The following is a 12581-nucleotide window of genomic DNA, read 5'->3' as shown; positions in this document are numbered from 1 at the left end:
AAAACACCACCCGTTGCAGAAGTCGGGCGCGATATGATCCCGATCAAGGGAGTTCCTTGGTTATGGCACGCTTTGTAATTGGCCCTGACGTTGCCTTGCATCTTGCGGAGATCGGCGCGGCAGTCCCTGCGAAACATAAGCTGCTCGCGCCAACGCTTTTAAGGTCGCAAGTTCTGGCGCTGCTCTATAAGGCCGTTCGACGTGGGGATATCGATCGCAACGCCGCCAACGCAAAACTTGACTATCTTCGGGCGCTGAAGCTCCGTTTGCTCGGTGATCGGGTCCTTCAGCGCGTTGCTTGGGACATTGCCCAGCAACTGGATTGGCCTGACACTTATCAGGCAGAATATCTCGCCTTGACCAGGCTTCAGGCCGATGCCTTCATCACGCTCGACCGTGATCTTGCGCAAACAGCACAGGCCATCATACCGGTGGCGTCAATAGAGGACCTCCTCAACGCACCCGACTGATCATTGTAGGAACGACCGCAGCCCACCGTCGTGCAAGGCTCTTTCGTGATCGTGTGCCCGGCTCGGGTAACCCTTTTACGTACTTGTGTTGAGGGACCCCGACCGGCAATCTGCCCTCGGTCTATTCCGAGGGAGGGTTCGATGAACGACGACCGGGAAGCAGCATTTCAAATAACAATCGGGCATTTGCAACGCAGCGCGGCTGCATTGGGTGCGTTCGTGGCGGCTGGTATGCTGTTGCTGACGCTTCTTGTCGGAACCGCATATGCGCAGCAGCCGACAGCGGCCCAGCAAAATGCCATCAAGTCCAACTGCCGCAACGATTTCATGGCGCAATGTTCGGGCGTGCAGCCTGGAGGGCAGGCCGCCCTCTCATGTCTGCAACAGCATAGTTCATCACTTTCATCTGCCTGCAAGAGTGCGGTTGCGGCGATCGGCGGATCAAGTGCTCCCGCGGCAGGAGCGACGACACCCGCGCCCGCTGCGACCGCGCCTGCTGCGGCAGCGCCCGCTGCCAAGGCCTTTACGCCGCGCGAGGAAATGGCGATCGCCCGGCAGGAATGCGGACCCGACTTTCGTGCATTCTGTCGATCGGTGGCGCTCGGTGGTGGTCGGGGAATTGCCTGTCTGCGCGAGAACATGGCGCGGCTTTCGCCCGGATGCCAGAAGGTGCTGAGCGCCCGCTAGCGGTCGGCCAGCGCAAGCTTCATCCCCAGCACGACGAATGCGCCGGCAAAACTCCGGCGCAGCCAGGTCAATATGCGTGGCCTGGCGATGACCTGATTGCGTACCGATGCCGCGAATAGTCCATAGAGCACGAAGACGACGAACGTCATCAGCATGAACACGCTGCTCAGCCAAAGCATGCGCAGCAGCGGATGCGGCTCGTTCGCGCTGACGAATTGCGGCAGGAAGGCGAGGAAGAAGATCGACAGTTTCGGGTTGAGGATGTTGATCAGGATCGCCTTCAGCGTAATTCCCGCCATCGAACTCTGACCGCCATCGGCATCGATCTTGAGCGAGCCGTTCTCGCGCAACGCGTTCCACGCCATATAGAGAAGATAGGCGACACCCAGATACTTGAACGTGTGAAACGCCAGAGCGCTGGTGTGCAGGATTGCCGCCAATCCGCCGATTGCGGCCGCCATATGCGGTACAATGCCGATCGTGCAGCCGAATGCCGCAGCGACACTCGCCCAGGCGCCGCGGGAAAGGCCGGTTGCCAGAGTATAGACCACGCCTGTTCCCGGCGAAACGACGATGATGAATGATGTAATGAGGAATTCGAGACCCACTTGTGTGCTCCTTTTGTGTCTCGGCCGAAACTGGAGCAAGCCGAACCTGGCGTCTTGAATGAGATTGCAAGGTCAGGCGTATGACGCCGCGTAGGCACCCGGAGAGATCCCGAATTTGCGAATAAAGAGCCGGGTCATGTGGCTCTGGTCAGCGAAGCCGCTGGCCGCTGCGGCTTCCGCAAGGCCGATGCGCTGAGCGATAAGGTGCCGCGCGAGGTCGAGCCGGCGTTGCATCAAATAGGCATGCGGTGAAAGACCCGTGGCCTTGACGAACCCGCGAAGCACCTGAAAGCGGCTGATACCACAGATGTCGGCGAGATCGGCAAGGCTGATATTTCTCGCAGGATCGTCATCGATCTTCGCCATGGCGCGCAGGACCGGGGCAGGGAACCTGTCCTGGCCCTTTCTTCGTTCGTGATTCATGCTCTTAAGAATGTGCAAGAGCAGTTCGTCGGATAGCAGCTTGCTGGTCCCGTGGCCGGTCGCAGTAAGCGCTTTGAACAGGCTGACGAACGGCACAGCAAATCGCGCATCATCGATCACCGGAAGCGTGAACTCGAAATCGCCATCCACACCCTCATCGAGTTCGCTTGTGGCTTCGGCAATGACGGCCGGATCAAAATAGAGCATGCGCCAGCTGCGCCCGGCATCGCCGATCGGCATCCCGTCATGGATCTCACCGGGATTGACCGTGATCATGTTGCCGGCCCCAGCTTCCACCATGCCGCGGCCGCTCGCGGATTTCTGTGCGCCTTGCTCGATGAGACCAAAACCGTATTGCTCGTGAAAGTGACGCGGAAAGGCATGGGCCGTGGAAGCAGCTACAGCTTCAACCCCGGCAATATGACTGGGGTAGATATGGAACTCGGCCTTTGCCATGCTTGTCTCGCTTTAAGCGTCCGCATTTGTTCTACGCCAAATCGCCGATCTGCAGAAGCGGCAATTTGCGCGGGGCAAGCGCACGCTTGCGTCTCAAATTTGCTTTGTTTCTTCGCTGGTATTCGGCTCTAAAAGCGCCACATTGGTCGAGAGTTTGACTGATTCATCACTTCAGGAGATCGCCATGAGTTCCAAGGTTGCCGCCTCGGCGCGGACCCTCATTCTCTGCACAGCACTGCTTTCCGGTACTGTAGCGCCCATTTTCGCGCAGACGGCGGCAGACACGACCAGGCAGCTGCCAGCGACGCGAAGTGACATGCAGCTTTCCTTCGCGCCTTTGGTCAAGCAGACGGCGGGCGCTGTGGTGAATGTTTATGCCGCCCACGCCGTTCAAAGCCGCTCGCCTTTCGCAGGCGATCCATTTTTCGAGCAGTTTTTCGGCGGTCAGTTCAATGGGCCGCCGCGCGTCCAGTCCGCGCTCGGTTCTGGCGTCATTGCCGATGCTTCCGGCATCATCGTGACCAACAACCACGTGATCCGCGATGCCGATACAGTGAAGGTTGCGCTGTCGGACGGCCGCGAATTCGACTCCAAGGTGCTGCTGAAGGATGAATCAACAGATCTTGCCATCCTCAAGATTGAAGCGGGCGAAGCACTGCCATCGCTTCAGCTTGCCGATTCCGACAAGGTGGAGGTCGGTGACCTCGTTCTTGCGATCGGCAATCCGTTCGGCGTCGGCCAGACGGTAACCAGCGGCATCGTCTCGGCGCAGGCTCGGACGCGCGTCGGCATTTCCGATTTCGACTTCTTTATCCAGACCGACGCCGCGATCAATCCGGGTAATTCCGGCGGCGCCCTCATCGACATGAGCGGCAAGCTTATCGGCATCAACACCGCGATCTTCTCACGTTCAGGTGGTTCGATCGGTATCGGATTTGCTATTCCTTCCAATATGGTACGTGCTGTTGTTGAGACGGCCAAGGGCGGCGCGGATACGTTCGAGCGGCCCTATATCGGCGCTGCCTTCCAGAACGTGACGCCGGATGTCGCCGAGAGCCTTGGCATGAAGCAGCCCTATGGCGCGCTTGTAACTGCGGTGACCAAGGATAGCCCGGCCGAAAAGGGCGGACTGCTGGTCGGTGATGTCGTGCTCTCCGTCGATGGCGTGCGCATCGAAAATCCGGACGGTCTCGGTTATCGCCTGACAACGGCGGGTATCGGCAAGAGTGTGAAGTTTGACGTGCTCAGCCGCGCCAAGGAAAAGACCGTCACCGTCGCGCTTGAAAAGCCGCGGCCGGATTCTGCCGACAACCAGATGCTTATCCAGGGGCGCAATCCCCTATCCGGCGCGCATGTGATCAAACTCTCGCCGAGCAGCGCGTCGCGCCTCGACCTTCCATCGGATACGGAGGGTGTGGCAATCGACAAGGTGTTTCCAAACACGCCGGCCGCGCGCATCGGGCTGCAACCCGGCGATATTGTTCGCGGTGTCAACGGCGCGGAGATTGCGAGCGTCTCCGACCTCAGCAAGGCGATGTCAGCGAAGCCGACGCTTTGGCGCTTCGATTTCGAGCGCGGCGGTGCCATAATCCGCCAGGTCATTCGCTGATACGGAAAAAGGAAACATGGCGGATCTCTTTTCAGTCGGCGAGGATCCGGCATTGGACAAAAGCCGGCCGCTTGCGGATCGCTTGCGGCCGAAAACATTGCAGGAAGTAACCGGCCAGGAACATCTTACCGGGCCGGAGGGCGCGTTGACGCGCATGATCGAATCCGGTTCGCTTGGCTCGATGATCTTCTGGGGGCCGCCGGGTACGGGCAAGACGACGGTGGCGCGGCTCCTCGCCAATGAAACCGATCTGGCGTTCGAGCAGATTTCGGCGATATTCTCGGGCGTCGCCGACCTGAAGAAAGTCTTCGACGCGGCACGTGCGCGCAAAATGTCCGGGCGGCGCACGCTGCTCTTCGTCGACGAAATTCATCGTTTCAACCGCGCACAACAGGATTCCTTTCTGCCTGTCATGGAGGATGGGACCATCGTGCTTGTCGGCGCGACCACCGAGAATCCGTCGTTCGAGCTTAACGCCGCTCTCCTGTCGCGTGCCCGCGTACTGGTATTTCACCCGCATGATGAGGCAAGCCTTAGCGCCCTGATGGAACGGGCGGAGATTCATGAGGGCCGCGAGCTTCCGCTGACCGAGGAAGCGCGCGCCAGCCTGGTGCGTATGGCCGATGGCGATGGCCGAGCAATTCTCACGCTTGCCGAGGAAGTGTGGCGGGCGGCACGCGACGGCGAAACCTTCGATGCGGAACGGGTCCAGCAGATCGTGCAGCGGCGTGCGCCCGTCTATGACAAGGGGCAGGACGGCCACTACAATCTGATCTCCGCGCTGCACAAATCGGTGCGGGGCTCCGATCCGGATGCCGCTCTCTATTATCTCTGCCGTATGTTCGATGCCGGGGAAGATCCGCTCTATATCGGCCGCCGGCTGGTGCGGATGGCGAGCGAGGATATCGGGCTTGCGGACCCGCAGGCTCTGGCGATCTGCAATGCAGCCAAGGACGCTTATGACTATCTCGGCTCACCCGAGGGCGAACTGGCACTGGCCGAGGCCTGTGTCTATCTGGCGACCGCGCCGAAATCCAACGCCGTGTACACCGCCTACAAGGCGGCGATGCAGGCGGCAAAGCAACATGGCTCCCTCGTGCCGCCCAAGCATATCCTCAACGCGCCGACGAAACTGATGAAGGGCGAGGGCTACGGCAAAGGCTATGCCTATGACCACGATCAGCCCGACGCCTTTTCAGGCCAGAACTATTTCCCCGAAGTCCTTGGCCGCCAGACCTTTTACGACCCGCCGGAGCGCGGGTTCGAACGGGAGTTGCGCAAGCGCATCGATTATTGGAACAAGCTGCGCAAGGAACGCGGCGAGGAGTGAATACAAAAAGGGCCGCTGAAGAGCGGCCCTTGATCGTTTCATGTCAATCTTTTCAAGCGGCTTCCGGCTTGCGCGGGAAGGGCGTGACATTTGCGATATCGTCGTCGAGCTTCAGGCCACCGGCCTTGAGTAGCGAGGTAAAGCGGCCGTTCTGGCGTGCAAGCTCGTCGAAGCTGCCCTTCTCGACGACTTCACCCTGATCCATGAAGAGCACCAAGTCGGCATCACGGACCGTCGAAAGACGGTGAGCGATGATGAAGGTGGTGCGGTTCTGGCAGAGCTTGTCGACTGCAACCTTGACGCGGGCCTCGGTCTCGACGTCGAGCGCACTTGTCGCCTCGTCAAGGACAAGTATCGGCGCATCCTTGAGGATGGCGCGGGCGATAGCGACACGCTGGCGCTCACCACCGGAAAGCTGTGAACCGCGTTCGCCGACGACGGTGCCGTAACCCGCCGACTTGGAGAGGATGAAATCGCTAGCATCGGCTGCTTCCGCTGCGGCCAGAACGTCTTCGTCGCTCGCCTTCGGCCGGCCGACGCGGATATTGTCCTCGATCGAGCGATTGAACATGCCGGCATCCTGGAACACCGTCGCGATGGCATTGCGCAGCGAGCGACGGCTGATCGTCCTCGTATCGATATTGTCGACAAGAATGCGGCCTTCCTTCGGATCGTAGACTCGCTGCAGGAGGTTGATCAGGGTCGTCTTGCCGGCCCCGGTCGGGCCGACGATGGCAACTGTCTGGCCAGCCTTGGCCTTGAACGAGACGTGCTTCAGGCCCTGTGTCGAATTGGCGAAGGCGAAGGAAACGTCCTCGAACTCCACATCGCCCTTAACATTGTCGATGTCGTGCGCCGACTTGGACTCGACTTCATAAGCTGCCGAAGCTTCCATCTCGAAGAAGTCTTCGAGCTTGGCGCGTGCCGCAAAGATCTGGTTGACGAAGGCGCTCAATTGGTCGAGGCGGCCGATGAGGAGGGCGGCGAAGCCGGTAAAGGCGACGACCTGGCCGACATTCATCTCGCCATGGGCGACGAAGTAGGAGCCGAGAAACAAGACGACGATCATCGAAATGGTAGCGGCCATGCGGTTGATGCCGCTGGCAAGGGCCCACCAGTTGAGGACCGGATACTGCGAATCGAGGAGCTGCTTCGCATAGGTCTGGAGCGCACGGGTCTCCTCGTCTATGCGGTTATAGCTCTGCAACACGGAAATGTTGCCCATCGAGTCGGTCACGTGGCTGAACGCCTTGATATGATGACGCTCGACCTGCGCCTGACCATCCTTGGTCTTGGCGGTGACAACGCGGCTGACGATGACATAGACAACGCCGAGCACGGCGAGAACCGAAGCAAGACGCCAATCCTGGGCCAATGCCAGCGGTATGAGGCCAACCAGGGCGACCATCGTAGCAAGGTGCGTGCGCATGAATTCGAGCCACAGACCAAACAGCGTCTCGATGGCGCGCAACAGCGTGTGCATGGAATTGGACGTACCGCGCTGATGATGCCAGGACAGCGGCATGCTGATGACGCGGTTATAGGATTCGGTCAACACAGCAAGCTTGCGCCGATGCGCCAGGCGATCTGCCTCGCGGGACACCAGTACGTTTGCGCCGATATGGAACAGGCCGACGGCGGCTAGCTGCGTCAGCGGAAACAAAACGTCCGCTTTCATAGAGATTGCATAGATGACGCGGCCTACAAGAACAGGCTCGATCAGCATGGTTAAGGCCAAGGCGATATTGACGACACAGATGAATACTGTCGCGCCTTTCTCTTCGCCAAGATATTGGAGCGATTTCCAATAGATACCTAACAATGACACTTTGCCACTCCGCTTGCTTGGGGACGCTACTCGCGCGCAGATTTGACTCTGCATCAGTCTCTTGTGCACCGCAATATTCAACACCCGAAAGTCTTCGTAGTTTCAAGCTCCAGGCAGGAACAATTTTCTACGTCGCGTAACGTCCCGTGAAGATTCAACCATTTGAGTTTGCAAAATAAAGAAGTGCGCCTGAATGTAATATGAACGAAATTATACTTGTGGTTTAGGAAGCGTGTGGCCCGCTGTTCGGCGGGTAATCGCACGAGCCTAGCATTATGGCTCGCAAGAGTTGCCGCATAGTGTTATGCGCATGCCTGAAAGGTCAGGTTTATGGCAGTTGTAGAACAAAAAACAGTCGATACAGGTGAGGCGGAGATGCGCCTCGACCGATGGTTCAAGGTGCATTATCCGGGGCTCGGCTTCGGCCATTTGCAGAAATTGCTACGGTCGGGGCAGATCAGGGTTGACGGGTCGCGGGCAAAGTCGGACACCCGCCTGCTGGCGGGTCAGAGCGTGCGAATTCCGCCGCTGCCAGTCGATTCAAAGGCCGAGGGCAACCTTACCGGCAAAAGCATACGCGGCCGTGAGGATGGCGACGTCCTGTCGCAAATGTTGCTATACGAAGACCCCAAGGTATTCGTGTTCAACAAGCCGGCGGGGCTCGCGGTCCAGGGTGGCTCCGGCGTCAATCGCCATGTGGACGACATGCTCGAAGCCTGGCGCAACAAGAAGGGCGAAAAGCCGCGTCTCGTCCATCGCCTCGACCGGGATACCTCCGGCGTTCTCGTCGTTGCAAGGACCCGCGGCGCCGCGCAGGCACTCACCGCGGCGTTCCGCGAGCGCGACACGAAGAAGACCTATTGGGCATTGGTGAAGGGCGTGCCGCGCAAGCGCGAGGACAAGATCACCACCTGGCTGGTGAAGGAGGCGACAGCCGATGGCGACCGAATGCGTATCGCCAAGCATGGCGAGCCGGATTCCGACCATGCCGTTTCCTACTACCGCGTCATTGAATCGGCGGGACAGGTGCTGACCTGGCTCGAGATGGAGCCATATACGGGACGAACGCACCAGTTGCGCGTTCACGCCGCCCATATCGGCTGCCCTATCATCGGGGATCCGAAGTATTTCGAAGCGGATACCAACTGGTCGTTCCCGGGCGGGATTCAAAATCGCCTGCATCTTCATGCGCGGCGCATCCGCGTTCCCAATCCATCGGGTGGGATAATCGATGTCACAGCGCCCTTGCCGCCGCACATGGTGCAATCCTGGAACCTGCTCGGCTTTGACGAGGCCGATGCGGACGAAGAGATGTAAGCGGCTTGCCCGCGCATTCTCTCGCGCCTATATCCGCCGCAACGAATTGAACATCAATGGGTAACGACATGCGCAACGATCTCTTCAACCTCGATGCGAGAGAGGGACTCTCCGACCCCGATCCGGTTCGGCGCGCCCAGATACAGTCGAAACTGCCGTTGCCGAAGCGGTTCTATAAGGAAGCGCAGGTCGCTGAACGCGACGGCAGGTTCGTCATCGAACTCGACGGCCGCAGGGTCAAGACGCCGGCGCGCCAAGACCTGGCACTGCCGACGCAGGCCGCTGCGCAATTGGTAGCAGACGAGTTTGCGGCGCAGGAAAAGGAAATCGATCCAGCGCGGATGCCGGCAACGCGCATCGCCAACACGGCGATCGATGGTATCGTGCACGATCCGCAGGCGGTGCTCGAGGATGTGCTGCGCTTTGCTGCGTCGGATATGCTGTGCTATCGCGCCGGTTCGCCCGAGCGGCTGGTGGCGCGTCAGACCGAACTTTGGGATCCGCTGGTGGATTGGGCCGGGGCCAGCCTCGGCGCGCGCTTTATGCTCGCGGAAGGTGTCATGCATATCGAACAGCCGCGCGAGGCACTCGCCGCTTTCAGCGTGCATCTCGGGCAGTTCAGCGATCCCTTTGCTATCGCCGCGCTCCATACGATCACGACGCTGACGGGATCTGCCATTCTCGCGCTGGCCGTCGCCAAGGGTGAAATCTCCGGCGCCGAAGCCTGGAAGCTTGCTCATGTGGACGAGGACTGGACGATCGAGCACTGGGGCGAAGATGCGGAAGCGAGCGAGCGCCGGGCGATCCGCGAGCGGGAAATGATGGCGGCCGTCCAAATGCTGGAAGCTGTCGCAAGCTGATTGGTCCAAGACAGGGCCAATAAAAAACCCCGGCCCAAGCCGGGGTTTTTCGTTTTTATATGAGGTGCTTACACCGAGTAATACATGTCATACTCGACCGGATGCGGGGTCATTTCAAAGCGCATAACCTCGGCCATCTTCAGTTCAATGAACGAATCGATCTGATCGTCGTCGAAGACGCCGCCGGCCTTGAGGAAGCCGCGATCCTTGTCGAGGCTCTGCAGGGCCTCGCGCAGGCTGCCGCAAACAGTCGGGATCTTCTTCAGTTCCTTGGCCGGCAAGTCATAGAGATCCTTGTCCATCGGCTGGCCGGGATGGATCTTGTTCTTGATGCCGTCGAGACCAGCCATCAGCATCGCGCTAAAAGCGAGGTAAGGATTGGCCGAAGGATCGGGGAAACGGATTTCCACGCGCTTCGACTTCGGCGATGAGCCGAAGGGGATGCGGCAGGAAGCCGAACGGTTGCGGGCGGAGTAGGCCAGCAGAACCGGCGCTTCGTAGCCCGGTACCAGGCGCTTGTACGAGTTGGTCGACGGGTTGGTGAAAGCGTTGATTGCCTTGGCATGCTTGATGATGCCGCCGATGAAGAACAGGCAGTTCTCGGAAAGACCGGCATATTCATTGCCGGCGAATGTCGGCTTGCCGTCCCTCCAGATCGACATGTGGACGTGCATGCCCGAGCCGTTGTCGCCGAAAACCGGCTTCGGCATGAAGGTCGCGGTCTTGCCGTAGGCATTGGCCACCTGATGCACGACGTACTTATAGATTAGCATCTTGTCGGCGTTGCGGGTGAGCGCATCGAACTTGACGCCGAGCTCGTGCTGGGCAGCCGCCACTTCGTGGTGGTGCTTTTCAACGCGCACGCCCATTTCGGTGAGGACAGTCAGCATTTCCGAGCGCATGTCCTGGCAGGAATCGATCGGCGGGACCGGGAAATAGCCACCCTTGATACGCGGGCGGTGGCCGAGATTGCCGGTCTCGTAGTCGGTGTCGTCGTTGGACGGCAGTTCGGTCGAGTCGAGCTTGAACCCTGTGTTGTAGGGATCGGCCTTGTACTTGACGTCGTCAAAGACGAAGAATTCGGCTTCCGGGCCGACGAAAATCGTATCGCCGACGCCCTGTGCCTTCATGTAGGCTTCGGCCTTCTTGGCGGTGCCGCGCGGGTCGCGATTATAGGCTTCGCCGGAAATCGGGTCGAGGATGTCGCACAGGATGACCATTGTCGACTGGGCGAAGAACGGATCCATGTGAACCGTGTCAGTGTCGGGCATCAGCACCATGTCGGACTCGTTGATGGCCTTCCAGCCGGCAATCGAGGAACCGTCGAACATGACGCCATCGGCGAACATGTCTTCATCGACTTCTGCAATATCCATCGTCACGTGCTGCAGCTTGCCCTTGGGGTCGGTGAAACGAAGGTCAAGGAACTTCACATCGTTGTCCTTGATCTGTTTCAGGATGTCTTTGGCGGTGGTCATGTTTTTTCCTCACTCGGTGACGATGATTGGATTTGCCGGCCCGAACGTGCCAGCAGATGGGAGAGTTAGCTTTAGATTGCGTCGATGCCGGACTCGCCTGTCCGGATACGCACGACTTCCTCGATGTTGGAGACGAATATCTTGCCATCGCCGATGCGGCCGGTTTGCGCGGCCTTACGGATCGCCTCGATGGCGGCCTCGACGGAATCGTCGCCAAGTACGATCTCGACCTTCACTTTCGGCAGGAAATCGACGACGTACTCGGCGCCTCGATAGAGTTCCGTATGGCCCTTCTGGCGGCCGAAGCCCTTTGCTTCGGTAACGGTAATGCCTTGAAGCCCCACTTCCTGCAGTGCCTCTTTCACCTCATCCAGCTTGAATGGTTTGATGATGGCTTCGATTTTCTTCATCAGAGAATAATCTCCCTATGTACACAAAACGAGCCTCTTGCCCGCTTGCCTCAACAAAAGCAGGAACTATGCCAATTCGGCGGCGTAGTCACAAATATCGACGTTACGGCGTAGCGGGCGGCGCATTTGTCCCCGCCGCATTATTCGAAGGTATCACTGCCTCGAAAACCGGCTGAGGAGGCAGATTAAAAAATAAGCACACTGCATAAAAATTATGCGGTAATCCGAGGGCAAGTGTCGGCTTACTGCTTGATTCGCTGTGCGAGTGCCTGAGCTGCCTGCGGAGCGCGCACTTTGCCTTCATGGATGAAATAAACAAACACGTCGCGTTGGCGCTTCTGTGCCTTCTCGTCGGGAGCGGCAAGCGGCAGATCCTCGGGTACGTTGCCGTTTGCCCAGTCCTTGGCGCGGTCGGCCCATTTGTCTAGCGCTTCCGTCGGATAGGCGGTTTCGACCGCATCGTCACCTTTCTGCAAACGCGCATAGACGAAATCCGCGGTCACGTCGGCGATTTCGGGATATTCGAAGTGCTCGGCATAAACCACCGCAACGTTCTTCTTGCGGGCAAGCGCAATGAACTCCGGATCGACGAAGGAGGGGTTGCGGACTTCCACGGCATGACGCAGGGCGCGACCCGCCTCCTTCTCCGGCAGAAGATCGAGGAACGCGCCGAAATCCTCGGCGTTGAATTTTTTCGTCGGCGCGAATTGCCAGACGAGCGGGCCGAGCCTGTCACCAAGTTCGACCACTCCGGACTTGCAGAAAAATTCGATGGATTCACCGGCTTCCGCCAGCACCCGCCGATTGGTGACGAAGCGATGGCCCTTGACCGAGAAGATAAAACCATCCGGCACCTGCGAGGCCCATTTGGCGAAAGTCGCCGGCTTTTGCGTGCTGTAGTAGGTGCTGTTGATCTCGATGGTCTGGAGGTGCTGGCCGGCATATTCCAGTTCCTTGGTCTTTGACAGGCCCTTCGGATAGAAGGTGCCGCGCCAGGGTTCAAATATCCATCCGCCGATGCCGGTGCGCACGGTGCCGCTGTCGGTCATTTATTCTCCTCCCGCTATGCCAATACGAAAAACCCGCCACGGCCGTGGCGGGTTCT

12 protein-coding genes are annotated in these 12581 nt (G+C 59.1%); 6 read left to right on the top strand and 6 right to left on the bottom strand.

Annotated features, from left to right (window positions below; all coding sequences use genetic code 11):
• Positions 1-62 precede the first annotated feature (62 nt).
• On the top strand, positions 63-470 hold the full coding sequence (locus tag BM074_RS23315) for a type II toxin-antitoxin system VapC family toxin (protein ID WP_091922978.1): 408 nt from the start codon (positions 63-65) through the stop codon (positions 468-470).
• Between the two features lie 141 nt (positions 471-611).
• The gene (locus BM074_RS14845) at positions 612-1157 is read left to right on the top strand and encodes a hypothetical protein (protein ID WP_175499029.1); all 546 of its coding nucleotides are present in this window, start codon (positions 612-614) and stop codon (positions 1155-1157) included.
• Here the strand turns inward: BM074_RS14845 and BM074_RS14840 are convergent.
• Together BM074_RS14840 and BM074_RS14835 are read right to left on the bottom strand one after the other, a co-directional pair.
• Complete coding sequence (locus BM074_RS14840) at positions 1154-1765, bottom strand: LysE family translocator (RefSeq protein WP_091922976.1); 612 nt, start codon at positions 1763-1765, stop codon at positions 1154-1156. The two genes, BM074_RS14845 and BM074_RS14840, sit on opposite strands and share 4 nt — an antisense overlap.
• A 72-nt stretch (positions 1766-1837) precedes the next feature.
• The gene (locus BM074_RS14835) at positions 1838-2644 is read right to left on the bottom strand and encodes an AraC family transcriptional regulator (RefSeq protein WP_091922974.1); all 807 of its coding nucleotides are present in this window, start codon (positions 2642-2644) and stop codon (positions 1838-1840) included.
• A 184-nt stretch (positions 2645-2828) separates the two neighbouring features.
• Here BM074_RS14835 and BM074_RS14830 point away from each other — a divergent pair, with 184 nt between their 5' ends.
• Both BM074_RS14830 and BM074_RS14825 read left to right on the top strand, forming a co-directional pair.
• A complete protein-coding gene (locus BM074_RS14830) occupies positions 2829-4253 on the top strand; it encodes a DegQ family serine endoprotease (RefSeq protein WP_091922972.1) in 1425 nt (474 codons plus the stop codon).
• A gap of 16 nt (positions 4254-4269) precedes the next feature.
• Entirely contained in the window at positions 4270-5583 is a 1314-nt protein-coding gene (locus BM074_RS14825) for a replication-associated recombination protein A (protein ID WP_091922970.1), read from the top strand.
• A gap of 52 nt (positions 5584-5635) precedes the next feature.
• Here BM074_RS14825 and BM074_RS14820 read toward each other — a convergent pair whose 3' ends face one another.
• A complete protein-coding gene (locus BM074_RS14820) occupies positions 5636-7411 on the bottom strand; it encodes a glucan ABC transporter ATP-binding protein/ permease (protein ID WP_091922968.1) in 1776 nt (591 codons plus the stop codon).
• 330 nt (positions 7412-7741) lie between these two features.
• Between BM074_RS14820 and BM074_RS14815 the strand changes: the two genes are divergently transcribed.
• Together BM074_RS14815 and BM074_RS14810 are read left to right on the top strand one after the other, a co-directional pair.
• Positions 7742-8728, top strand: coding sequence for an RluA family pseudouridine synthase (locus BM074_RS14815; protein ID WP_091922966.1), 987 nt, complete (start codon positions 7742-7744; stop codon positions 8726-8728).
• A 68-nt stretch (positions 8729-8796) separates the two neighbouring features.
• The gene (locus BM074_RS14810) at positions 8797-9588 is read left to right on the top strand and encodes an ATP12 family chaperone protein (RefSeq protein ID WP_091923043.1); all 792 of its coding nucleotides are present in this window, start codon (positions 8797-8799) and stop codon (positions 9586-9588) included.
• 68 nt (positions 9589-9656) lie between these two features.
• On the opposite strand, the gene glnA is transcribed toward BM074_RS14810, so the two are convergent.
• From glnA to BM074_RS14795, 3 genes are all read right to left on the bottom strand, one after another.
• Positions 9657-11066, bottom strand: coding sequence for a type I glutamate--ammonia ligase (glnA, locus tag BM074_RS14805; protein ID WP_027233193.1), 1410 nt, complete (start codon positions 11064-11066; stop codon positions 9657-9659).
• Positions 11067-11137: 71 nt separating this feature from the next.
• On the bottom strand, positions 11138-11476 hold the full coding sequence (locus BM074_RS14800) for a P-II family nitrogen regulator (RefSeq protein ID WP_027233194.1): 339 nt from the start codon (positions 11474-11476) through the stop codon (positions 11138-11140).
• A 242-nt stretch (positions 11477-11718) separates the two neighbouring features.
• A complete protein-coding gene (locus tag BM074_RS14795) occupies positions 11719-12525 on the bottom strand; it encodes a DUF72 domain-containing protein (protein ID WP_091922965.1) in 807 nt (268 codons plus the stop codon).
• Positions 12526-12581: the final 56 nt, after the last annotated feature.

This window comes from Phyllobacterium sp. CL33Tsu (assembly GCF_900113985.1).
GTDB classification, from domain to species: Bacteria; Pseudomonadota; Alphaproteobacteria; order Rhizobiales; family Rhizobiaceae; genus Phyllobacterium; species Phyllobacterium pellucidum.
The sequence above is the reverse complement of the archived record's forward strand: the minus strand, read 5'-3'. Positions and strand labels throughout refer to the sequence as shown.